Origin of the sequence: Streptomyces sp. NPDC048566, from assembly GCF_043199735.1 — a bacterium.
Taxonomy (GTDB): Bacteria; Actinomycetota; Actinomycetes; order Streptomycetales; family Streptomycetaceae; genus Streptomyces.
Genome location: NZ_JBICWL010000006.1, coordinates 205,263 through 228,450 on the forward strand (window position 1 = coordinate 205,263; position 23,188 = coordinate 228,450).

At 70.1% G+C, this 23,188-nt stretch carries 21 protein-coding genes and 1 pseudogene; 17 read left to right on the forward strand and 5 right to left on the reverse strand.

All coding sequences use genetic code 11. The annotated features are described in order from the left end of the window. Positions 1-87 precede the first annotated feature (87 nt). Complete coding sequence (locus ACGFS9_RS13345) at positions 88-957, forward strand: phosphatase PAP2 family protein (RefSeq protein ID WP_393252894.1); 870 nt, start codon at positions 88-90, stop codon at positions 955-957. Here the strand turns inward: ACGFS9_RS13345 and ACGFS9_RS13350 are convergent. Next, on the reverse strand, positions 945-3,941 hold the full coding sequence (locus ACGFS9_RS13350; RefSeq protein WP_393252896.1) for a bifunctional [glutamine synthetase] adenylyltransferase/[glutamine synthetase]-adenylyl-L-tyrosine phosphorylase: 2,997 nt from the start codon (positions 3,939-3,941) through the stop codon (positions 945-947). The two genes, ACGFS9_RS13345 and ACGFS9_RS13350, sit on opposite strands and share 13 nt — an antisense overlap. 274 nt (positions 3,942-4,215) lie before the next feature. Here ACGFS9_RS13350 and ACGFS9_RS13355 point away from each other — a divergent pair, with 274 nt between their 5' ends. From ACGFS9_RS13355 to ACGFS9_RS13370, 4 genes are all read left to right on the forward strand, one after another. Next, the gene (locus tag ACGFS9_RS13355) at positions 4,216-5,088 is read left to right on the forward strand and encodes an alkaline phosphatase family protein (RefSeq protein ID WP_393253078.1); all 873 of its coding nucleotides are present in this window, start codon (positions 4,216-4,218) and stop codon (positions 5,086-5,088) included. A gap of 1 nt (position 5,089) precedes the next feature. Continuing rightward, complete coding sequence (locus ACGFS9_RS13360) at positions 5,090-6,733, forward strand: MFS transporter (protein ID WP_393252897.1); 1,644 nt, start codon at positions 5,090-5,092, stop codon at positions 6,731-6,733. Then, positions 6,730-7,749: a TolB family protein gene (locus tag ACGFS9_RS13365; protein ID WP_393252899.1), complete on the forward strand. Its 1,020-nt coding sequence runs from the start codon at positions 6,730-6,732 to the stop codon at positions 7,747-7,749. The genes ACGFS9_RS13360 and ACGFS9_RS13365 overlap by 4 nt, the downstream gene beginning before the upstream one ends. 330 nt (positions 7,750-8,079) lie before the next feature. Then, entirely contained in the window at positions 8,080-8,910 is an 831-nt protein-coding gene (locus ACGFS9_RS13370; protein WP_393252900.1) for a hypothetical protein, read from the forward strand. 83 nt (positions 8,911-8,993) lie between these two features. Here ACGFS9_RS13370 and ACGFS9_RS13375 read toward each other — a convergent pair. Beyond that, positions 8,994-9,080 (reverse strand): annotated as a pseudogene (locus ACGFS9_RS13375) (glutamine synthetase); the annotation flags it as partial. 433 nt (positions 9,081-9,513) lie between these two features. On the opposite strand from ACGFS9_RS13375, the gene ACGFS9_RS13380 reads away from it, so the two are divergent. Beyond that, the gene (locus ACGFS9_RS13380) at positions 9,514-10,563 is read left to right on the forward strand and encodes an HNH endonuclease (RefSeq protein ID WP_393252902.1); all 1,050 of its coding nucleotides are present in this window, start codon (positions 9,514-9,516) and stop codon (positions 10,561-10,563) included. A gap of 311 nt (positions 10,564-10,874) precedes the next feature. On the opposite strand, the gene ACGFS9_RS13385 is transcribed toward ACGFS9_RS13380, so the two are convergent. Beyond that, positions 10,875-11,672 carry an HNH endonuclease gene (locus tag ACGFS9_RS13385; protein WP_393252904.1) on the reverse strand — a complete coding sequence of 266 codons (798 nt, stop codon included), beginning with the start codon at positions 11,670-11,672 and terminating at the stop codon, positions 10,875-10,877. Positions 11,673-11,867: 195 nt separating this feature from the next. Further along, entirely contained in the window at positions 11,868-12,689 is an 822-nt protein-coding gene (locus ACGFS9_RS13390; protein ID WP_393252906.1) for a class I SAM-dependent methyltransferase, read from the reverse strand. A gap of 56 nt (positions 12,690-12,745) precedes the next feature. Here ACGFS9_RS13390 and ACGFS9_RS13395 point away from each other — a divergent pair, with 56 nt between their 5' ends. The 6 genes from ACGFS9_RS13395 to ACGFS9_RS13420 all read left to right on the forward strand — a co-directional run bounded on the left by ACGFS9_RS13395 (position 12,746) and on the right by ACGFS9_RS13420 (position 16,252). Then, the gene (locus tag ACGFS9_RS13395) at positions 12,746-13,462 is read left to right on the forward strand and encodes a GntR family transcriptional regulator (protein WP_393252907.1); all 717 of its coding nucleotides are present in this window, start codon (positions 12,746-12,748) and stop codon (positions 13,460-13,462) included. Between the two features lie 461 nt (positions 13,463-13,923). Next, a complete protein-coding gene (locus ACGFS9_RS13400) occupies positions 13,924-14,187 on the forward strand; it encodes a DUF6284 family protein (protein WP_393252908.1) in 264 nt (87 codons plus the stop codon). Further along, positions 14,184-14,525, forward strand: coding sequence for a hypothetical protein (locus ACGFS9_RS13405; RefSeq protein ID WP_393252910.1), 342 nt, complete (start codon positions 14,184-14,186; stop codon positions 14,523-14,525). The genes ACGFS9_RS13400 and ACGFS9_RS13405 overlap by 4 nt, the downstream gene beginning before the upstream one ends. Continuing rightward, positions 14,518-15,552, forward strand: a complete 1,035-nt coding sequence (locus ACGFS9_RS13410; RefSeq protein ID WP_393252911.1) for a DUF2637 domain-containing protein — start codon at positions 14,518-14,520, stop codon at positions 15,550-15,552. Before ACGFS9_RS13405 ends, ACGFS9_RS13410 begins: the two co-directional genes overlap by 8 nt. Next, positions 15,552-15,893, forward strand: a complete 342-nt coding sequence (locus tag ACGFS9_RS13415) for an RRQRL motif-containing zinc-binding protein (protein ID WP_393252912.1) — start codon at positions 15,552-15,554, stop codon at positions 15,891-15,893. Before ACGFS9_RS13410 ends, ACGFS9_RS13415 begins: the two co-directional genes overlap by 1 nt. Then, positions 15,893-16,252 (forward strand): DUF6251 family protein, encoded by a 360-nt coding sequence (locus ACGFS9_RS13420; protein WP_393253080.1) that lies wholly within the window; start codon positions 15,893-15,895, stop codon positions 16,250-16,252. The genes ACGFS9_RS13415 and ACGFS9_RS13420 overlap by 1 nt, the downstream gene beginning before the upstream one ends. Before the next feature lie 6 nt (positions 16,253-16,258). Here ACGFS9_RS13420 and ACGFS9_RS13425 read toward each other — a convergent pair whose 3' ends face one another. After that, entirely contained in the window at positions 16,259-16,444 is a 186-nt protein-coding gene (locus ACGFS9_RS13425; RefSeq protein WP_393252914.1) for a hypothetical protein, read from the reverse strand. 362 nt (positions 16,445-16,806) lie between these two features. Here ACGFS9_RS13425 and ACGFS9_RS13430 point away from each other — a divergent pair, with 362 nt between their 5' ends. The 5 genes from ACGFS9_RS13430 (at position 16,807) to ACGFS9_RS13450 (ending at position 23,119) form a co-directional block, all read left to right on the forward strand. Continuing rightward, positions 16,807-18,648 (forward strand): ATP-binding protein, encoded by a 1,842-nt coding sequence (locus tag ACGFS9_RS13430; RefSeq protein WP_393252916.1) that lies wholly within the window; start codon positions 16,807-16,809, stop codon positions 18,646-18,648. Between the two features lie 94 nt (positions 18,649-18,742). Next, on the forward strand, positions 18,743-19,606 hold the full coding sequence (locus ACGFS9_RS13435; protein WP_393252918.1) for a bifunctional DNA primase/polymerase: 864 nt from the start codon (positions 18,743-18,745) through the stop codon (positions 19,604-19,606). Beyond that, entirely contained in the window at positions 19,599-21,074 is a 1,476-nt protein-coding gene (locus ACGFS9_RS13440; protein ID WP_393252919.1) for an ATP-binding protein, read from the forward strand. Before ACGFS9_RS13435 ends, ACGFS9_RS13440 begins: the two co-directional genes overlap by 8 nt. Positions 21,075-21,535: 461 nt before the next feature. Next, positions 21,536-21,781 (forward strand): helix-turn-helix domain-containing protein, encoded by a 246-nt coding sequence (locus ACGFS9_RS13445; protein WP_393252920.1) that lies wholly within the window; start codon positions 21,536-21,538, stop codon positions 21,779-21,781. A gap of 72 nt (positions 21,782-21,853) precedes the next feature. Continuing rightward, positions 21,854-23,119 (forward strand): tyrosine-type recombinase/integrase, encoded by a 1,266-nt coding sequence (locus tag ACGFS9_RS13450; RefSeq protein ID WP_393252922.1) that lies wholly within the window; start codon positions 21,854-21,856, stop codon positions 23,117-23,119. Positions 23,120-23,188: the final 69 nt, after the last annotated feature.

The window sequence follows — 23,188 nt, forward strand, 5'->3', positions numbered from 1 at the left end:
CGGCCTGATTCCGGTGCAGAACGTGCGACTCGACCCCATCCGCGGGATGATCGGTGGTCGAAGGCTTTTCTGGCAGACTCTGCGCCTATGGGTGAGACGACCGTGACGACACTGGAAGGCCGGGAAGCGGCCACTCCACAGCCCGTCGCGGAGGAGAAGGCGGGGCCCCACCTCCTGCGCCGTATGCGGGCTCCGCGTCGCCCCCGCCTCTGGTTCGAGATCCTGCTCATCGCCGTGAGTTACTGGACCTACTCGCTGATCCGCAACGCCGTCCCGGAGCAGCGGCGCGAGGCGCTGCGCAACGCGGACTGGATCTGGCGGCTGGAGCACCACCTCGGCATCGCCGTCGAGGAGTCGGTCAACCACGCCGTGAACTCGGTGACATGGCTGATCATCGGGATGAACTACTACTACGCGACGCTGCACTTCGTGGTGACGCTGGGTGTCCTCGTGTGGCTGTACCGCCGCCATCCGGGCCGCTACGCGGCGGCCCGGCTCGCCCTCTTCGCGACCACGGCGGTCGCGCTGGTCGGCTACTACTTCCTCCCGCTGGCGCCGCCCCGGCTGATGACCGGCGGCTCGTTCGTCGACACGGTCATGGTCCACCAGACCTGGGGGTCGATGGCCTCCGGCGACCTCAAGGACATGTCGAACCAGTACGCCGCGATGCCGTCGATGCACATCGGGTGGTCGCTGTGGTGCGGTCTGACGATCTTCGCGCTGGCCTCGGTCCCGTGGGCCCGCCTCCTCGGCCTGCTGTACCCGGCGGCCACCCTCCTGGTGATCGTGGCGACGGCCAACCACTTCTGGCTGGACGCGGTGGGCGGCATGCTCTGCCTCGCCTTCGGCTTCCTGGTGGCCCGCCTCTGGTACGGGGCGCTGCCCTACGCCCTCCCCCAGGGGGTGCCGGGCCCCGGCGCGGACACCGCACCGGGGCGCGAGGCTCACGCTCCGTAGAACAGCTCGTCCACGACCGCCCTCGCCCGGCGGGTGGTGCGCCGGTAGTCGTCCAGCATGTCCCCGACGTGGCCGGGGCCGTAGCCCAGGTAGCGCCCCACGGCGGCCAGCTCGCGGCCGTCGGAGGGGAAGGTGTCGCCTGCCCGGCCGCGCACCAGCATCACGGCGTTGCGCACCCGGGTGGCCAGCACCCATGCCTCGTCCAGGATGGCCGCGTCCTCGGCGGACAGCAGCCCGGCGGCACACGCGGCGGCCAGCGCCGGGCGCGTCCGGGTCGTCCGCAGGCCCGGCTCGGCCCAGCCGTGCCGGAGCTGGATGAGCTGTACCGTCCACTCCACGTCGGACAGCCCGCCCCGCCCGAGTTTGGTGTGCAGGGTCGGGTCGGCGCCGCGCGGCATCCGCTCCGACTCCATCCGGGCCTTCAGCCGCCGGATCTCCCGTACGGCCTCCTCGCCGAGCCCCTCCGCCGGGTACCGCAGCGGGTCGATCAGCTCGATGAACCGGCCGCCGAGGTCCGTGTCGCCCGCGACGACCTCGGCCCGCAGCAGGGCCTGCGACTCCCATCCCAGCGACCAGCGCCGGTAGTACGCCTCGTAGGACTTCAGGGTGCGCACCAGCGGGCCGGACTTGCCCTCGGGCCGCAGGTCCGCGTCGATCAGCAGGGGCGGGTCGGCGCTCGGGATCTGGAGCAGCCGGCGCATCTCGGCCACCACCGCGCCCGCGGCCCGCGCCGCCTCCTGCTCGTCGACGCCCTCGCGGGGCTCGTGGACGAACAGCACGTCCGCGTCGGAGCCGTAGCCGAGTTCGTGGCCGCCGAAGCGGCCCATGCCGATCACCGCGAACCGGGTGGGCAGGGTGTCGCCCCAGCCGTCGCGCACCACGGCCCGCAGCGTGCCGGCGAGCGTCGCGGCCGTCAGGTCGGACACCGCCCCGCCGACCAGGTCGACCAGCGCGCCCTGATCGGCGACCGCGGGGGTCTCCTCGGTGCCGTAGGAGGCGACGATGTCGGTGGCGGCCGTGCGGAACAGCTCCCGCCGCCGCACACCGCGGGCCGCGGTCACGGCCTGCTCGCCGCCGTCGGCCCGGCGCACCGCGGCGAGGATCTCCTGCTCCAGGTGGGCGCGGTCGCGCGGTTCGAGCCCGCCGCCGTCGCCGTCGCCCAGCAGCGCGACGGCCTCCGGGGCGCGCAGGAGCAGGTCGGGGGCGAGCCGCCCGGCCGACAGCACCCGGGCGAGGTTCTCCGCGGCGGCGCCCTCGTCCCGCAGCAGCCGCAGGTACCAGGGTGTCTTGCCGAGCGCGTCCGAGACCTTGCGGAAGTTGAGGAGTCCGGCGTCGGGGTCGGCGGAGTCCGCGAACCAGCCCAGCAGGACCGGCAGCAGGGTGCGCTGGATGGCCGCCTTGCGCGACACCCCGGACGCCAGCGCCTCCAGGTGCCGCAGGGCGGCGGCCGGGTCGGCGTAGCCGAGGGCGACGAGGCGTTCGCGGGCCGCACCGGGGCTGAGCCGGGTCTCGCCCGGAGCGAGTTGGGCGACGGCGTCGAGCAGCGGGCGGTAGAACAGCTTCTCGTGCAGCCGGCGGACCACGGAGGCGTGCCGTCGCCACTCCCGGTTCAGTTCCCTGACCGGATCGACGCGCAGGCCGAGCGAGCGCCCGATCCGCCGCAGGTCGGCGTCGTCCTCGGGCACCAGATGGGTGCGCCGCAACCGGAAGAGCTGGATGCGGTGCTCCATCGAGCGCAGGAAGCGGTAGGCGTCGTCGAGCTGGACGGCGTCGGCGCGGCCCACGTAGCCGCCCGCGGCGAGTGCCTTCAGGGCGCCCAGGGTGCTGCCGCTGCGCAGCGAGGTGTCCGCCCGGCCGTGCACGAGTTGCAGGAGCTGCACGGCGAACTCGACGTCGCGCAGGCCGCCGGGGCCGAGCTTCAGCTCCCGCTCGATCTCGGCGGCGGGGATGTTCTCGACGACACGGCGGCGCATCTTCTGCACGTCGGCGACGAAGTTGTCGCGTTCGGCCGCCTGCCACACCAGGGGGGCCAGGGTGGCGACGTACTCCCGGCCGAGGTCGGGGTCCCCGGCCACCGGGCGGGCCTTGAGCAGTGCCTGGAACTCCCAGGTCTTCGCCCAGCGCTGGTAGTAGGCGAGGTGGCTGCTGAGGGTGCGCACCAGCGGGCCGTTGCGGCCCTCGGGCCGCAGGTTGGCGTCGACCGGCCAGATGCTCCCCTCGACGGTGGTCTCGGAGCAGATCCGCATCAGGTGCGAGGCGAGCCGGGTGGCGGCCTGCACGGCCTTGGCCTCGTCGGCGCCGTCGGCGGCCTCGGCCACGAAGATGACGTCGACGTCGGACACGTAGTTCAGTTCGTGCCCGCCGGTCTTGCCCATCGCGATCACGGCGAGCCGGCACAGCGCGGCGTCGTCGGGCGCGGCGGCCCCGGCGATGCCGAGCGCGGCGCGCAGGGTGGCGGTGGCGAGGTCGGCGAGTTCGGCGGCGGACTGGGCCAGGTCGGTGGTGCCGCACACGTCGCGCGCGGCGATGGAGAGCAGGCAGCGGCGGTAGGCGACGCGCAGCTCGACGGGGTCGTCGGCGCCGGCGAGCCCGTCCTCGAACTCCGCGACGCCGGGGTGCAGGTCCGCCGCCTCGTAGGTGACGAGGGCCTGCCAGTCCCGGGGGTGGCGGGCGAGGTGGTCGCCGAGCGCCTCGGAGGCTCCGAGCACGCCGAGGAGGCGGTCCCGCAGCGGCTTGGCGGCGATGAGCGTGTCGAGGAGCTCCCGCCGGGCGGCGTCGCCGTCCTGCGCCTCGACGAGCCGGACGAGTCCGAGCAGGGCGAGGTCGGGGTCCGCGGTGGCGCCGAGGGCGTCCAGGAGGACCGGGTCGGTCCTGACCGGCGACAGCTCGGGGCTCTGGAGGAGGCGTTCGGCCGCCGACGGGTCGGTGAAACCGTGCCGGAGCAGCCGTGTGAAGGTACTGCTCCTGCGCCCCGGCGCCGTCATCCCGGCCTCCCGTCGGATCGGACCACGCACCGGCCTTCGGATCAAGGTCGTGCGAAGTGAGCCTAACCCCGGGGGGCGCGGTGGCGCCCCGTGCGGTCACGGGCTCGTGCGGTCCGGGCCGGGCGGCTCCGCGCGCGCCGGCGGGAGCCGTTCACCCGCTCTTCATCCCACCGGTTCGGGGACGTGGGGTCCGGGAATATTGGCGTGTGCATGCTCTGTCCGCACCGCCACCGTCGTCACCCCTCACCGGAGGTCTGCAGTGCCCGGCAGAAACGTGTACCGCCGCCGTCGTGCCGTCGTGGCATCCGCTCTCGCCTTCGCCGCGGCAGCGGCCGGTGTCTGGACCGGCCTGGCCGGCTCGGCCCCCGCGCACGCCGCGGCGGCCGTCCCGACCCCGGACCACGTCGTGGTCGTGGTCTTCGAGAACCACGCGTACAACCAGGTGATCGGCTCCTCCAGCGCCCCGTACCTCAACACGCTCAGGACCGGCGGGGCCAACCTCGCGCAGTCCTACGCCGAGACCCACCCGAGCCAGCCGAACTACTTCGCCCTGTTCTCCGGCTCCACGCAGGGGATCACGGACGACAGCTGCTACACGCCCGGCTTCTCCTCCGCCCCGAACCTCGCCTCCGAGCTGATCGCCGCGGGCAAGACCTGGGGCAGCTACAACGAGACGCTGCCCGGCCAGGGATCGACGACGTGCGGCAGCGGCAGGTACGCCCGCAAGCACAACCCGTGGTTCGGCTTCTCCAACGTGCCCACGTCCAGCGCCAGGACGTTCGCGCAGTTCCCCACCGACTACACGACGCTCCCCCAGGTCTCCTTCGTCATCCCGAACCTGTGCAGCGACATGCACGACTGCTCGGTGTCCACCGGCGACACCTGGCTGAAGAACAACCTCGGCGCCTACGCCACCTGGGCCAAGAGCCACAACAGCCTCCTCGTCGTCACCTTCGACGAGGACAACCGGCTCGCCGGGAACCGCATCCCCACCGTGCTGTACGGCGGGCAGGTGACACCGGGCTCCTCCTCGTCCACCGGCTACAACCACTACGACCTGCTGCGCACGCTGGAGGACATGCACGGCCTCCCGCACGCCGGCAACGCGGCCTCCGCCAAGGACATCACCGGCATCTGGACGTCCTGACATGTACGTCGCGGACAGCCGCGCCGGCACTCCGCGGAGTCCGGCCGCCGCGTCCGCGCAGGGCGCCGTCCGGCCCGTTGCCGGACGGCGCCGTGCCGCGGTCGCGCCCACCGTCCTGGCCCTCGGCACCGTCAGCCTGATCACCGACGTCTCCTCGGAGATGGTGACCGCGGTGCTGCCGCTGTACCTGGTGGCGGGCCTCGGCCTGTCCCCGCTGGGCTTCGGACTCCTCGACGGGATCTACAACGGCTTCTCGGCGCTGGTCCGGCTGGCGGGCGGCCACCTCGCCGACCGGGGCGGCGGACGCCACAAGTGGGTGGCGGGCGCCGGATACGCGCTCTCGGCCGCGTGCAAACCCCTGCTGCTGGTGGCACACACCCTCACCCCCATCGGTCTGGTCCTCGCCGCCGACCGCGCCGGCAAGGGCCTGCGCACCGCCCCGCGCGACGCGCTGATCTCCCTGTCGAGCACGCCGGAGAACCGCGGCCGGGCCTTCGGCGTGCACCGCGCGATGGACACCGCCGGCGCCCTGCTCGGCCCGCTGGCCGCCTTCCTCCTGCTGCGCGCCACCGTCGACGGCTACGACGCGGTGTTCACGGTGAGCTTCTGCGTCGCCGTCGCCGGGGTGCTGGTCCTGGTCCTGTTCGTACCGGGCCCGGTACGCACGCGGCGAGCCGCCGGACCGTCCGGGTCGGAGGCGCCCGCCGAGCGGGACGCCGAGGGGGCGGCCGGGTCCGGAACCGACGCGGACCCGGAGACGACGGGGGCGCCCCGGTGCGGCGCGATCACGGCACCCCCGGCCGACGGGACGGCCGGGCCCGGCGCGAACACGGCACACTCCGCCGCCGAGCCGTCCGAAGGCGACGCCGACGCGGACCCCACCCCCACCGGGCCACCCGGGTCCGGCGCGAACACCGCTCACCAGGTCGCCGAGCCTGCCCAGCCCGGCGCGGACACGGCACGCGAGACCGACGGGCCTGCCGGGTCCGGGGCGGGCGGACGGGCGGGCTCGGCCGCCGCGTCCGGCGGCGCGCCGCGTCCCACGCTGCGCGCCGCCCTGGCCCTGCTGCACCGGCCGGAGCTGCGGCGCGTCGCGCTGTGCGCGCTGCTGCTCGGACTCGCCACGGTCAGCGACTCGTTCGTGTTCCTGCTGCTCCAGCGCCGCCTCGCCGTGCCCGACCGCTGGTTCCCGCTGCTCCCCCTCGGCACCGCCGCCGCCTTCCTGCTGCTCGCCGTCCCGCTCGGCCGGCTCGCGGACCGGGCGGGCCGGTGGCGGGTCTTCCTCTGCGGCCACGGCGCCCTGCTCCTCGCGTACGCCCTGCTCCTCGGCTCCTGGCGGGGCACGACCGCCGCCTGCGCCGTCCTGCTGCTGCACGGCGCCTTCTACGCGGCGACCGACGGCGTGCTCATGGCGGCGGCCTCGGACAGCGTGCCGGGCGAGCTGCGCGCGTCCGGACTCGCCCTGGTCCAGACGGGCCAGGCGACGGCCCGCTTCGCCTGCTCGCTCTGGATCGGCGCGGCCTGGACGGCATGGGGGGACCGGACGGCGCTCGCCGCGTCGGCCGTGCTGCTCGCCGCCGGAGCCCTGTGCGCGCTCGGCCTGCGTCCGCTCCGCCCCGGCACCTCCCCGGAAGGTCTCGTATGACACCGCGCCACCGCGTCCTGGTCCTCGCCTGCGCCCTGGTCCTCCTCGCCGGCGTCGGGGCGGCGGCCGTGCTGCACGCCTCGGCGCGCGCCGAGCGCAGGAACCAGGCCCGGCCGGGCGGACCCCCGATCACCTCCGGACCGGTGTCGCTGACCGGCTCCCGGCGGCTGGTGTTCCGCAACATGGCCTGGGGCCCGCACCGCGACGAGCTGACGGCCGTCGCCCCCTCGGACCCGGCCGGCCCGCGCGTCGCCTCCAAGGTCACCTGCCTGCGCTTCCACGCGGCCGCCGGCACCGGGGTGTGCCTCCAGGCCGTGCACGGCGCGGTCCAGGACACCTACCGCGCGGTGATCCTCGACGCCTCCCTGCACGAGCGGGCCCGCTACGACGTGCCGGGCATCCCCTCCCGGGCCCGGGTGTCGCCGAGCGGACGGTACGCGGCCTGGACCGCCTTCGTCGGCGGCGACTCCTACGCGGGCACCGACTTCTCCACCCGGGCGGCGATCGTGGACACCCGCACGGGACGGCTGACCCCGTCGCTGGAGGCGTACCGCGTGATCAAGGACGGCCGGACCTACCACGCGTCCGACGTGAACCTCTGGGGCGTGACGTTCGCCGCCGATGACCGCACCTTCTACGCCACGCTGGCCACCCACGGCACCACCCACCTGGTCCGCGGCGACCTGCGGGCCCGCACCCTCACCACGCTGCACCCGAACGTCGAGTGCCCCTCCCTGTCCCCCGACGGCACCCGCGTCGCGTTCAAGAAGCGGGTCGAGGGCCTCCCCGCGGACGCCCCGTGGCGGCTGTACGTCCTCGACCTCGCCTCCGGCCGGGAGACTGCGCTGGCCGAGTCCCGCAGCGTCGACGACCAGGCTCTCTGGCGCGACGACCACACCCTCGTCTACGCCCTCCCGGGCGACTACGGAGCCGACCTCTACACCGTGCCCGCCGACGGCACCGGAGCGCCGCGGCGCGTCAGCACCGCGGCCGTCTCCCCCGCCTACGTCGGCTGACCGGGCACCGGGCGCACCCGGAGCCGGTCCGCCCGGCCGACGCCCGCCGGGGTGGCCGCCGCCGCGTGCGCCCGCCCCCGCACGGCGTGATCGGCCGGACCGGACGGCCGGTGGACGGGCGGCCGGACGGCCGGAGGCGGGCGTCCGGACGAACCCGCTATCGAACGCCTGAACGAAAGGGTGCGCCGGCAGGCCGGGCAGGCGAACAGCCGCGCGAACAGGCGCGCGGCCAATGTCCCGACTTCGCCACGGGAGCGAAGGACGGCCCGCCGTGCGGCCCCGGGCCCTGCTTCACTTCCGCCGACGGCCGACAACAGGATCGAGGGCGGCATGCCGACGTTCTCCGAGGGATATCTCGCCTCGAACGACTTCTGGAACACGGCGATCGGCGTCGTCGTGGCGGTGGCCCTGGCGGCGGTCGCCACCTGGGCGACGCTGCGCAGCGCGCACCCCCGCCGCGGTCTCGTCTGGCGGCAGCACGTCAACACCGCCCTCCTGTCGCACGTCGACCCGGCCTCGGGGATCGGCGTGTCGTTCGGCTCCCGTGCGCTGCGCGAACCGCGGCTGGTGGAGCTGCTGGTGAAGAACTCGGGCCGCCGGGACGTCCGGAGCGAGGACTTCACCCGGGCCGAGCAGTCCCTGGTCTTCGACTTCACCGTCCCCGTCGTCTCCGTCCTGGAGGCCCGGGTGCAGCCGGACACGGCGCCGCCGGCGGTCGTCTCCCACCGGGGAAGCCTGCTCGGCATCCATCCCGGGCTGATGTCGCGCGGCCAGATCGTGCGGCTCTCGGTGCTCGTGGACGGCGCCGAGCACGAGGCGCGGCTCGCCACGGCCGCGCTGGTCGACACCCCGGTGGCGAAGGGCGGGCAGAGCGATTTCGAGCCGGCCGGCAGGCGGCTGGCCCGCCTGGCGGTCCTGGCGGCCTTCGTCGTCCTGGCCGCCGGCACGGGGTACTCCTTCCACGCGGCCGGGGCGGCGGCCCGGTCGGCGGCCGACGCGCTCCGGCGCGACCAGGCGTATCTGCGGACCGCGGCGGAGAGCGTCCAGCGGACCGGCGAGACCCTGACCCTGTTGCAGAACTGCCGCTACTGGGACCTCCACGATCCCGAGCGGGCGCGGAGCCGGTGCCCCGAGATCGTCACCCCGCCCCTCGCCCCCTGACGGCGCCCGCAACGGCCGGAAGGCCCGCGGCCGAGACCGCGGACCCTCCCGGTGAAGACGGCGCAAACCGCCCTGACCTGCCCTTACAGCACCGGCAGGTTCTTCCGCAGCTCGAAGGCCGTGACCTCGCTGCGGTACTCCTCCCACTCCGACTTCTTGTTGCGGAGGAAGTGACGATGCGGCTTCTCTACCTTGACTGCCTGCTTGAGCTGTGGCTCTGACCATGAGAAACGCAGTCGTTGTCTGTCGTCGTTGGTGGTCGCTGGCTATCCTCGGACGGCCCAGAGACGGCCCAAAGGCCCCCACCGGCGGCCCTCGCGTCCCTTACTTCAACGGCCGCTTTGGAGGCACGCTGCGGGGCCATCCGCTCCGAGCCCAGTGACTGGCACCTGGCCTCACCTCACTGGCCTTAGGAACGGTCCCGGTGTCGATTCGGTGGCGGTCTTCTGGGGGTGGCGAACTTCGGAGACCCTGGCTGGTGGGTAGCTGAGGCGGGACCAGGAGACCTCGTGCCGCCCCCTGACGGCACGTTGCATGGTGCCTCGCCGCTACGGGGGCGGTGACTCCCAGTCGGTTGTCAGACCCAGCCGGTACGCTCCGCCCATGGAAAAAGGGGCCATCTCGCGTGACGACATCCTGAAGACGTTGCAGGAGTATGACGAACTGGGTGCGGAGGCGTTCCTCGGCCTCTACAACTTCAAGCCGGCACGGAAGTTCCTCATCTTGCACGAGGGTAAGGAATACGACTCGAAGGCTGTAGCTGCGGTGGCCCACAAGCACTCTCAGGGGCGGCCCCTGGCCTGGGACGAGCTAAGCGGCGGCATCGGGCACGCAGTTGACTGGCTCAAGCGCGAAGGCTTCCATGTGGGAGTCTCCCGTAGCCCCAAGTGGACGAGGGACGAACTGATCCTCGCCTGCGATGTCGTCGCCAAGAACGGGTGGCGAGGGCTCTCCTCCTCGGACCCGCGGATCGCCGAACTGTCCGACCTCCTCCAGCTTTTGGCTGCGTACCCACCGGAGCAGCGGGCGGCCGAATACCGCAACCGCAATGGTGCGGCGCTGAAGACGTTGAACATCGCCAGCTTCCACCCCGACTATCAGGGCAGTCCGACCAACGGCGGACAGTTGGATCGCGAGGTTCTACAGGACTTCTTGGACCGGCCGGCCGAGATGGTGCGCGCTGCTGAGCTGCTTCGCGAAGGACTGCGGTCCGGTGATCTGCAACCCGTAGTACAGCCTGAGGACGACGACATCGATGACGACGTCAGTGCACCTGAGGGTCGAGCGCTCTACCGACGCCATCGCACACGTGAGCGCAACAAGGGACTTCGCAAGAAGAAGATCGAGTCGGTACTCAAGCGGGGCGGCACCCTCGCTTGCGAAGCCTGCGGATTCGACTTCGCGAAGGTGTATGGCACGCGAGGGGAGGGCTACATCGAGTGTCACCACGTAGTGCCGCTCCACGTGGCGGGAGAGGGCACCACGAGGCTGGCGGACCTAGCTCTGATCTGCTCGAACTGTCACCGCATGATCCACCGCAGCGCGCCGTGGCCTACACCGGCGGAACTTCGCCGCCTGGTGCTGGAGCAGGTCAACGGAGGGCAACCCGATCTGCCGGGGCCCCGGTCGTCGGTGGCGCCCGCAGACGCATGACCGGTCCGACCGTTCTCCACAGTCACAACTGACCCCGGAGGCCGTGACCTGCGGCCGTCCACTCGATCACCCCTCTGAACTGCGGCGGACCCGTCGCCAGTTGTCAGCGGTGGTCACCAACGAGCGCCCTTCTACGGCCCCAGGACGGCCCGAGAGGGCGCTCGTTGCCGTTGGGCGCTGTACCGCAGGTTGGGCAGAGGTTTCTTGCCGGTTGACTCATGGCCTGCGTGAGACATCGGATTCTTCTGCGCCGGGAGCTTGGAAGCCAGGGCACGTGGTGCTTGTCTGAGGTCGAATGTGCCTGTGAAGATCTACTCATCCACGGGCATACACAAAAATGCACCTTCGCACCCATCGGTTTTGTGATGCTTGTCGTAGGCGACAATTCCCTTGGTGTAAGTTCCAGCCCAAATTCCCCCACCGAGATGGATATCGTGATCCGGCACATGGACGCCTTCGGGGTCGATTTCCACTTGTAGGCCGTCATGGTGGAATAGGGCTCTCTGGAGGTGCAGTCGCCGAGGAGGATCGAATGCCAGCCTGGCTCGAATCTTCCCCTTTCCTTCTCGCACAGTAAGGGCTCGCCCCTTGAATTGCACATCCCAACTGGCCGTCTTGTATGTCAGTTCGTTATCGTCGATAGTAACCAGAGGCGATCCGTCACTTCCGTAAAGCTTAAGGCTGACCAAGAGGCTACCTTGGTCAACCCTAAGGTTCAAAAGAGACTCCGAATTTACCTCCACGAGGTTGCAGGCTCCTCCCGGGCTGAGCGTTTGTGTAAATTGAGTAGATCCCATAAAAACCTCGAAGCTGTCTCCGTAGTAGTGAAGGACGTGCGCGGGTGATTCTGTCCTGGATCGGTTGAACGGATTCTTGTTAGCCTGTCTCACCTTTTCAGTAGGGAGCAGTTTCTTTGTCTTCTCTTCGTGGTGACTAGCGCAAAGTAGCGTCAAGTTATCCGGTTCATGAGTTCCGCCTTGTGACCATTCATGCATGTGATCGTATTGGTAAATTGGTGCACCGCAGAGCACGCAGCCAAATCCGCATCTTTTGCGGACTTCTCGCTTCACGGTTTCGTGAATATCGGGACGAGGTTGCCTGGCGGTCATCTTGATCCATTCTGTTGAGCGTCAACTGGCCGTTTCGCATGGTTTGATTAGTCTCATCGAAAGCTCGCGTGATTTGTTAACTACCCCAAAGATCGTTACCTGTGGTCACCAGTGCGGCGATAGTGGCAAGTGCCGCGATTGGGAACCCCTGCGCGAAGGAGGCTGCTGCTCCGTAAGTGCTCGCCACCGACGCCATCAGACGCTGATGCCAGAAAGGGTCCTTCCTACGGCCAGGAGATGTGAACTGGCAGCAAGCAGCTCCGGGTACGGCTCGGCCATGCGCGCCGCCTCCATTGCGGACGCGATCAGCTCATCGGTGGGCCCCTCGCCCGGTTGCTGCTCCGCCGCCTTCACCAGCGACCATGCGGGGCCCTCGATCCCGAACACCTGGACGTCGGTGAGTCCGGATGCCGTCAACTCCGCGGCCAGCTCCTGAGCCCGGTGGAAGTAACTCAGCGTGAATCCGCGTGCTCCGTCATAAACAGCTGTCTCAAGGATTTTGGAGACAGAGTCACGGATGCGTTCCTTCTGGAGGTGGGCATACGTCACATGCTCAAAGAGTGAGGCGTATCGGTTGATAGCTGCTGCGGCGACCAGGCCACCCGGCCGCACCACGCGCTGAGCTTCCGCCAGCGCGGTACGCCGGTCCTCGGGGTCGGGCAGGTGATACAGCGGTCCCAAGAGCTGTACGACGTCGAAGCTGTCATCTGGTTCGTTGAGAGCGCGGGCGTCTCCCACAACTGCTGAACACACGGCTGACGCGGTCTCGACATGACGGGGGACCGGGTCCACCAGCGTCACGTCATAGCCGTCTTTCACCAGCCATTCAGCATGGATTCCGGTCCCTCCGCCTACATCGAGCACGCGGGCCGGCGCAGGCGGGAGAAACCGCCGGAGAAGCTCTTGCGTCCGGGCCAGCTCCATCCGTCCGTCTGCCGAGGTGCGCAGGCGGTCGTCCTCGTTCACCGTCTCGCCGTAGAACCGCATCACGGAGGGAGCCAATTCGAGATTCGACATGGTCGCAGTATCGTGTGTACCGGTGGACCAGTCCAGTGTGCGAGGTAGAGGGAACCATGGCTGTTCTGAAGTACGAGGAGATCGCCGAGTCGCTTCGGGCACGCATCGCTGCTGGCGAGTTCGCCCCGGGCGAGACCATCCCGTCCGGCCGAGACCTGGCCGAGCAGTGGGACGTGTCGCGCGCCACAGCCATCAAGGCTGTGGATGTGCTCCGCAACGATGGCGTTGTGGTGGCCAAGCAGGGCACTGGCTTCGTGGTCACAGAGACGCCCGTGGCGAGGCCCGCTGGCGCACGCCGTGCGGGGTCGGCGCGCATTCTCGGCGGGATGCCTTTCCTGCGGGTCGGGACGCCCGACTGGGTCGAACCTCCCACGCGCGTGGCCAACGCGCTTGGCCTGGCGCCCGGCGTACAGGCCCTTCGTCGTGTCCGCATTCTTCAACTCCCCGACGGAAGTCCCAACAGCTGCGTGGAGGCGTGGTTCCCTCCCGAGATCGGAGAGGCGGCCCCCCGGCTTTCCGACACGGCACCCATTGCTGAGGGCACGACTCGCTACGTCCGCCGGCAGACCGGACGGTTCCCGGTCGAGGGAGTGGACGTAACGACCGTCCGACTGGCCACCGACGTTGAGGCGGAGCGGTTGGCGGTTGAGGAAGGCAGTGCTGTTGCCGTCCTCCTGCACACGGCGCATGACCAAGAGGGGCGACCGCTGGTCTGTGAAGAGGGTGTTACGCCTGCGTCGCTCTTCGAGCAGGTGGACACCTACGCGATGTAGGTCCGACGTCAACCAGAGCTGGACCGGTCCGCCGGTCCAGCTTTTTTGATGCCCTGTCAGTAGCTCTGAGCTGGCCAAACGTGCGAACTCGCTCACCAACTCAGAGTTCACCGCTTGACTGGACCGGTCCACCGGTCCAGTCTGTTCATGCGACGCCGCACCGCTCTCCGGCGGAACGGTTCTGGTTCGGGATGGCCTGCCGCAACGGGAGGCCCCGAGTTGGGAGTTGCTTGATAACTGCATAGGTGGGCCCCGCCTCCCCGAGTCGAAAAGGCGGACCGCGCGGCGATTGGCTGCGCTTCAACCTCGCGGCGTGCGCCGCGCCGGTTGCCTCCGCTGCTCGTCTCGTACGAGCAGCGCTGAGGGGAGCCGGATCTACCGACTTCAACGGCGCGCGGCCCCGGTGCTGGAACACCGGGGCCGCTGTTCGGGCCGTTCCTGTATGAGAGGAACACGACCCAATGAAGGACATCGTTACTGTTCAGGACGTTGTTACCGCGTTCGCTCCGTGGATGGAGCCGACGGACGCGGAGCTGGACGCGATCGAGACTGAGATGCCGGTCATCCTCGCGGACATCGAGCTGATCGACGCGTACATCATCACCATGGACCGGGTGCCGTCCGAGCTGGACGCGCGCCGGCTGCGCAGGGCCCGTCGCCGGGCGTTGGCCGCGCGGGTGGCGCTGACTCGCCGGTCCGCTTCGACCAAGGGTCTGGGCGCATGAGCGGCCTGTCGAGGCTGGCCGGCTTGTCCGTGCCGATGCGGGCCCTGGTTGCCTTGGCCGCCGAATGTGGCCATCTGCCCGCTCCCGCGGTGGGTGTGACGCCGATCTTCCCCGAGCGTGTGGACCTGGCCCTGCACAACGGGCTGGGGGAGTTCGAGGTGTGGCGGGTGGCTCTCGGTATCCGTCCGGAGTCGGTGGAGTTCGGTGAGCAGACCGGCGACACGTGGGTGCTTAAGGCGTTCGCCCGCTACGCCGGTGCGGAGGTTCGCCTCATCGCCTACGGGCCCACCCTCGCCAGCGTGCGGGCGGTCGCTGGGGACGGGGGTTGGGATGCTTGATTCCCTCTCCCCGGGGCAGATCCGCTCCGCTGAGAAGACGCTCTCTTGTGGGACGTGGGCCATCACCGCCGGTGCGGTGCTGTTCTCCGTCCTCACTGTCACGCCGCTGGTCGAGCGGGTCACCCCGGATGGCTGGACCGGCACGGCGCCGATCCTTCCCCTGGTTGTGGATACCGCGGTGGTCATCGTGGTCCGTCTCGATGCGACCGTGGCCCGCCTCGGGGGGAGTTCCGGGGCGTGGCCGGCGGTGCTGCGGTGGATGACCGGTCTGATGACGCTGCTTCTGAACATCGGGGACAGCGCGCTGGGCGGGGACGCGGTCGGCGTTGCCGTTCACTCGGTGGCGCCGCTTCTGCTGATCGTCACCGCTGAGGCGGGCCTGGCATATCGGCGGGCGATCAACCGGGCCATTGAGCGGATCGAGCGTTCACGGGCCACTGAGACCGAGCAGCGTGAACGGCAGGAGCGCGCCGACCGTGAACACGAACGGGCGGACCGTGAACACCGTGAACAGCAGGCTCGCGATCACGCCGAAAGGGTCGAACGCGAACGGGCGGATCGGGAGGCTTCCGAGCGTGCTGCGGAGCGCGAGCACGCCGCGCGGATGGAGCGTGAACGCCAGGACCGCGCGGCTGAGGAACGCCGTGAGCAGCGCGAATACGAGGAGCGGGTCCGGCGCGAGGAGCAGCAGCGCCAGGACGCGGTGCGACGTGAACAGCGTGAACAGGCGGAGCGTTCACGGCTCGAACAGCAGGCCCGCAACGTCGTCTCGATCGCCTCCCGCGAGGCTGTTGAGCGGGAGAGCGTGAACACCGCGAACGGCGCCGTGAACACCGCCGTGAACGGTGGTCCGGCCCCGGGCCGGAAGATGCGTGAGAGCGACGCTCGCTCCTACCTCCGCTCGTTCGGTGAGGGTGAGAAGTCGGTTCGCCAGCTTGCGGAAGAGACCGGCTGGTCGATCGGATGGGTCGCCAACCGGCTGCGCGAGAGCGCGCAGGACAGCGAGCCGGCTGAGGCTTCCGTCTGATGACCACGCTGCCCGTGTACCGGTGGCGCCTTGCTCCTGAGGGTCTGGCTACCCGCCGGCAGCTCCGCGCGATGGGGCTGCGTCCGGGTGGCCAGAGCGTTGCGGCTGAACTACAGCGCCCCCGCCGCCACCGGGGCCCGCTGGTCGCCTACCTCTACCGCGTCGACCGTGCGAAACCAGTGCGGCCGATGACGCCGGGCCGGTGGGCGGCCCTGGAGCGGGCGAATTCCGCCCGCCGCATCTGCCCGCAGTGCCGCCGCGATGTGGGGTACGTCATCCCGCCCACGCTCGGCACGTGTACGACCTGCGCTTTCCCTGACAACGCCCCGGAGGGTGCGTGATGGAGAACAACCTGCCCGCACAGCGGCCGTTGACCGTGATCCAGCTCCCCAACGGCCAGCACGCCTACACCGAGCCCGCCAATCTTCCCGCCCCGCAGCAGCCGACCGGCCCGCAGGTGGTCCACATCCACCAGGCCGCCCCGGACCGGACGGTGCAGCGCATCGCGCTCGGCTCCGGCGTCGGCGCCGGGACGGTCGCGGCCGGCGTCTACTTCGGCCCGCTCCTCGTGGGCGTGCTGACCGCGATCGCCGCGAACCTCGCGATGCTCGCCTTCATGGTCCTGATCCTCGGATGGGGCGTTGTCACCGTTGTCCGCGCGGTCAACGCTCCCCGGCCTGGGCGGCGTGGTCGCAATTGACCTGCGTCAACGCCGTTGGCTGTAGCGCTCCATGAGCCGATTGCCGGCCCAACCGCCCGCCACGGCGGCCCCGGCGGCTGCCGCCCACGTGAGCGTGCCCGGCGCTCCCAGGGTGGAGAGCACGAGCCCGACCGCACCGAACGCAGCCACGGCACCGGCGAACCACAGAGCCACCCGGAGCCGATCTGCCATCCACGGTTGCTGCGCCATTGATCCCCCATTCCGTCGGGTGCGGACGAAACCCGCAGAGGCCCCATAGGGCGCCGCATACCCCCTGTGGATGGGGTTTGACCCCCGACTCTCTGCGCGGCTCTCCATCGGCCCGCCAGGGGGTTGCACGGCCCTCTTTCCGCCCGCTCTACGCGCGCGTGCGCGTAGGGCCCCCACCCTTCCCCATCGCTCAACTCTGCAACTTCGCAGGTCACAGGTGGTTGCAGGGGGTCAACCGGTTCTGTCGACGCAACCGACAGTCGCGCCCCCTGCAACCAGGGCGGGCCGGTGACGCCACGCAACGGCGCACCGGCCCTCATCCACGGTCTTGAAGGGACCCTTTCGTGGACTGGAAACAAGCATGGTCGACCACCACCCACACCACCAACAGCGCGCTGGACGCGCTCGCCCCCGTCTGCGTCCCGTTCGCCGTCCGCTGGGATCTCGCGGCAGACCGGCGGGACAAGCTGCGCACCCCCGAGCACTTGAAGGCGCTCATGGCGGCGCAGAAAGAACACAACGCCGCACGGTCCACGCACGCCACGGCCAAGTCGCAGCAACTGACCGCGCGGGCCGCGTCGAACAACCCGTTCGCCGCGGGTCGTCGTGCGGCTCGGGTGGCGAGCAAGGCAGCCTCCCGACACGAGCAGGACACCCGGGCCAAGCTCAAGGCGGCGCGGGTGAACTACCCGAGCACCCTCAAGACTCGGGCGATCCAAGCACACGCGCTGCACACCGCGCCCACGGTCATCACGTCCGTCGTCATGTCCGCCTCGCATCTGACGGTGTGGCCGGCCGCCACGTCCGCTGTGCTGATCGGAGCGAACGTGGCCGGTCTCGCGCTCGGCCGCCGCAAGCTGCGGGTCCCAGTCGATGAGTCGGTCTCGGAGGAGGAACGTCAGCTCATGGAACGGCTCGACCCGTCGTACTGGGTGGAACACGCCCCGGACCGTGGCCTGTCCGGCACGGTGACCACACCGCCCGCGATGGAACCGGGCGGCATCCGCTGCGAGATCCGGCTTGACGGCACATGGACGGTCAAGACCCTCGCGGACAAGGCCGACTCCATCCGCGCCCTGCTCGGTGCCCGCACCGCGCTGCGCATACGGATCACGTCCGCCTCGCGCGGCGGGTGGGCTGCCCTCACGCTGGCGACGCGGTCGGCAGCCGCGGGCGTTTCCTCGCTGTGGACTCCGGACCGCATCCCGGCCGATCCGCTGTCGATGAGCCTCGGTCTGGACACCGAGACCGGCGATGAGGTCCTGATCCCCTTCGATGAACGGCTGCTGGTGTCCGGCGCGTCCGGCACCGGCAAGTCCTGGTCCTTCCGGCCGCTGATGGCAACCGCTCACCTGCGTGGGGACCTGCTGCTCATCGACGGCAAGGGCGAAGAGGCCACCGTCTGGGAGCACGCATGCCGCGTCGCCGTAGAGAGCGACGAGATCACCGACGCCGTGGACGACGCGCACGCGGAGATGACCCGCCGCAAGGCGGACATGAAGCAGCGCGGCATCTCGGTCTGGGACGGTCGTCAGCTCACCGTTGTGGTCGATGAGGGACAGGTGATCCTGGCTCTGATCAGCAAGGACAAGGACCGGCTGCAACGGCTGATCGAGCTGTCCTCGCTCGGTCGCTCGCGCGGTGTCGTCCTGTGGTGGGCGACGCAATATCCGCTCACCGATGGCGGGGCACCGGGCGTGCACAAGCTGATCGCGCCGAACCTCCTGACGCGTTTCTCGCTGCGGGTGGCCGGCACGACACAAGCACAGGTGGCGCTGGACGACTGCGCGCACTACGCCCCGCACCAGATCCCCGAGGGCCGCGAGTACCGCGGGCACGGCTACCTCAAGGGCTACGGGCCACGCATGCTCCGCACCTGGACCCTGGACGACGCGGGCGTCCGCACGCTGCCCAAATCGATCTGGGCTCCGGGCCAGTCGACCGGCGGACAGTCGCCGCGCCCCCTGGCCCTGGTCAAGGAGACGGCCGCACCGTCCGGGGCGCTGAGCAACCGGGACAAGGTGCAGGCCGCCGTGCAGGCCGGTGCCCGCACCGCGAAGGACGTCGTCGACCGGACCGGGCTGAACAAGGGCACCGTCTCCCGCGAGATCAGGGCACTGACCGCCGACGGAGCCGTGCACCGGACCGCCGACGGGCGACTCCTGCCCGGCCAGCAAGCGGCCTGACCACCCCCAACGAACGACAACGGCGGCCCCCTTCCGCCAAGAACTGGGGCCGCCGCAAATCCAGCACGCTTACACCGAACTGGAGACCCCCAGCATGACCCAACCGACCGACATTCGGCGAGACCTCCTGGCTACCGCTCTTTGGCTGGCAGCCTCCGGGGTGCCTCCGCTCCCGTTACGAGCGGGGAAGGTGCCGTTCGGCAACTGCCCGGCCTGCGCCAAGAACGCGTGCGGTGGCCGACCGAACATGAAGACCCCCGGCCCCTGCGCCTGCCCGGCGCCGTGCCACGGCTGGGCCGCCGCCACCACCGATCAGGGTGTCATCGGCTCGCCTAGGTGGGTGCCGGCGTGGCGAGAGGCGGCGGGCGTCGCCTACCACCCCGGCGGAGCCGGCCTCACCGTCGTGGACCTCGACAACGCCGAGGCCATCGCATGGGCCCGAGCAAGCCTGCCCACCACACGGACCGTGCCGACGACCCGGGGCGAACACTGGATCTACCGCGGCGCGATGCAAGGCGCCAACAACGTGCGGTCCGGCGTGGACATCAAATCGACCATGGCCTACACCCGATGGCTCGGACCCGGCACCGGCCTCATGGCGCCCCTGCCGGACGTAGTGCGGGCCCTGACCGTGAAGGCGCCAGCCCCGGTCCGCCCGGTGTCCGTCGCGGTGCCCGCACCGGTCGGGGGCGGGACGTGCCCGCACCGCACGCCGACCTACCTCGATCGCGGCATCGCCATGGCGGAGCAGCGCATCACCGAGGCCCGCAGCGCCGTGCACGCCACCGTCTACCGCACGTTCCTCGCCGTGCTGTCCACCCACGGCCGCTGCGGCTGCCTCACCGAGACACACACTGGCCGCCTGTTCACCGCAGCGCAGACCAAGGGCGAGACCGCCCGGCACTGCACCGAGGCGTGGACCAACGCCCTGACCACGTTGGGACTCACCCATGGCTGACGACGACAAGACACCCGCCCGCCAGATCATCGCCGACTACGCCCAAGACCACTTCCGCTACTTCCGCACCGCTGATGGGACCGTGTACGCGCAGCGCAACGGCCACCCCGTCGCACGGCCGATCCGCTCCCAGGGCACCACGGGCAGCCACCGGCAGGAACTCATGGTCGGCCTGTACCGGGACGGGCGCGGGGCGTTCAACGGGTCCGCGATCAGGGAGGCGTTGGACCTGATCGAAGCTCTCGCACTGACTGAGCAGGTCCAACCGGTTCATATTCGCGTGGCCCCGGGATTCGACGGGGCGACGTGGCTGGACCTGGGCCGCGACGACGGCAAGTCCGTCCGCATCCACCCCACCGGGTGGGACATCCTCACCCCCGACCCGCGGGAAGTCTGCTGGCGACGCACACAGCTCACAGGGGAACTCCCGTTGCCGGCCAAGGACACCGACGGCAAGGGCATCGACCTACTGATGCGGCTGTGCAACTTCGCCACCGCGGAAACCGAGTGCCTGGCCATCGTGTGGCTGATCGGCTGCCTCGGACCCTCCGTGCCGGTCCCCGCACCGTTCCTCACCGGACCGCAGGGCGCGGGCAAGTCGACCGGGGGCCGGATGCTCACCCGGATCATCGAGGGCATGAGCGGTGACCTGCGCCGGGCCCCGAAGGACGAGGAAAGCCTCATCGCGGCCGTAGCGGCGGGATGGGTCACCGCACTGGACAACCTCTCCCACGTCACACCGGACCTGTCGGATGCGATGTGCTGCATCGTGACCGGAGCCGAGAGCGTCAAGCGCGCTCTGTTCACCGACGGGGACGTCTTCCGCGTCGGCTACCGCCGGCCCCTCCTACTCACCGGAATCGACGTCGGCGTCATCCGCCCCGACCTCGCGGACCGACTCCTACCGCTGCGGTTGGAACGGCCCAATATCCGGCGGACCGAAGCCGAGCTGTGGGCCGACTACGCGGACGCTCTGCCGGTGGTCCTCGGCTCGCTCCTGGACCTCACGGTCAAGGTCCGGGCCGTGGAAGCGGACACCCCGACCGACCTGCGTATGGCGGATTTCGCTCACCTCTGCGCGCAGTTCGACGCGGCCACCGGCCTCGGGGCACTGCCCTCGTACCGGGCGAGCCTGGACGACTTGAACGACGACGTCATTGAAGGTGACCTCCTCGCCCAGACCGTCCTCCAGCACGCCGACACGATCGAGCCGGGCACGGCGCAGCGGATGACGTCGACCGAGTGGCTTGCCTGCCTCAGCAGCCTCTACAGCGGCGACGGATGCCGTCCCCTGCCGAAGGGGTGGCCGACCACCGGCAAAGTCCTCTCGGACCGACTCAAGCGCCTCCAGCCCACCCTGGCGGCGCGCCGCGTGGTCGTGGACGCGGGCCGTACCAAGGCGGGCCGCTACCTCGAAATGACCCGCACACTGCCCCCGGCCCCGCACGAGCAGTCGCGGGCGTTCTGACCCGCAGCCCGCAGGCTCAAGCGAACTGCAAGAGGAGCACCGGCCGCGGCGATGTGTGCTCCTCTTGCAGTTCGGCGGAACGCCGCCCAAGGGTCGCGCCGCGCAGCGGCTCCTTCTTCGCTCTGCAAGGGCAACCAACTACTACAGACAGCCCCTTCTTTGTCTTAAGTAGGAAGACGCTGCGTCACCCGCGTCACCCGGCCCGGAAAAAGGCCACTGACCTGCGACAACAGTGATGACGCAGACGGCTTTCTCTGCGTCATCGTGCGTCACCTGCGTCACCCGGTGACGCAACCGATGACGGACCGGTGACGCAGGGCCAATCCACCGTGTCACCCAAAACCGCAGGTCAGAGCCCCCAATGACGCTGATGGCGAGGGTGACGCAGAAACCCGAGCCTCGGACACATAGGGAGCCCGAGGTCCCCGACACCAACGTGACTCAACTTCTGAGGACACCCCATGAGCCGATCCCGCTCCGCTCAACCCGACCCTTGCGCCGCCCTCCGCGGCGGCTTACCCGATCGGTACCTCACCCCGGGCGACCTCGCCGAGATCTTCGGTGTCCCTCTCGAAACCGTCTACCAGTGGCGCAAGAAGCGGACCGGCCCGGCAGGGTTCCGGATCGGCAAGCACCTGCGCTACGACCCCACCGACGTTCAGGCGTTCGTCGCTCAGCAGCAGCGCGCCGAGATTGACGCCGCCTAGACCTGTCATCGCTGTTCCCTGGGAGGGCCATCTCGGTGGCCCTCCCTCTGTATGAGGAGACGCAGACACCACATGGCCGGCCACATCCAGGACCGCTGGTTCAAGACCGAGAAAGACGACGACGGCAAGACAGTCCGCACGAAGTCCGACCGCCACGGCACCGGTCTCCGCTACCGGGCCCGCTACATCGGCCCCGATGGCACGGAGAAGTCGCAGAGCTTCCCCGATGGGCAAAAGCGCAGAGCCGAGCAGTGGCTGACGAAAACCAAGGCCGACATGGACGGCGGCCGCTACATCGACCCCAAGGCCGGGCGAATCACATTTCGACAGTACGCGGAAAAGTGGCTTCAGTCGCAGACAACAGACCCCACCAGCAGGGAGCCAGTAGGCGTCCAGATCCGGCGTCACGCCATCCCCTACCTGGGGCCTCGTCCCCTCGGCACATTCAAGCCCGAGCACATCCGCAACTGGCTCGCCGACCTGGAGCGGGCAGTCCCCGCGTCCAGCTACCGGCGGGTCATCTTTGCGAGCGTCTCTGGAGTCTTCGCCGCGGCTGTGGAAGACGACCACTTGCACCGGAACCCCTGTAAATCCAGCACGGTCCGCGCCCCCGGCCCAAACAATCGCCGTGTAGTCCCGTGGACCGCCGAGCGCACGTTCGCCGTGCGCGCCGCCCTCCCAGCGCAGCACCGCGCGATCATCGACCTGGGGGCCGGCTGCGGGCTGCGACAAGGCGAGATCTTCGGGCTTCCGGCCGATGAGATCAGGTTCGACACTGGATGGCTGCACGTCGCGTACCAGGTGAAGGTGTCCAGCGGAAAGCTCGTGTTCGCTCCTCCGAAGCGGGAGAAGGAACGGGACGTGCCGCTCGCCGGCTCTGTCGCGCGCGTCCTCAAGGAGCACATGGCCGCTCACCCTCCCGTACCGGTGACATTGCCGTGGCAGCGTCCCGACGGCCGCCCCGTCACGAAGCAGCTTCTGTTCGTGCGGCCAGATGGCCGGGGTGCCTTGCGCCGAACGGACTTCAACACGCACTTCTGGAAGCCCGCACTCGTCGCAGCCGGCGTCATTCCTAGGCCCATGCCGGGCGAGCGTCACCAGTCAGCCCGCGAGCACGGCATGCACGCGCTGAGGCACTTCTACGCGTCCGTGCTCCTCGACGCGGGCGAGAACATCAAGGCGCTGAGTATGTACCTGGGGCACACCGACCCCGGCTTCACGCTCCGGGTGTACACACACCTGCTGCCGAGCAGCGAAGGCCGCAGCCGGAAGGCTGTGGATTCCGTGTTCCAACGCCCCGACTCAGCATCCGACGGCCCACAGACGGCCCAGCCGTAGCCGGACAGCCGACAGGGCCCGCGGCCGAGGCCGCGGACCCTCCCGGTGAAGACGGCGCAAACCGCCCTG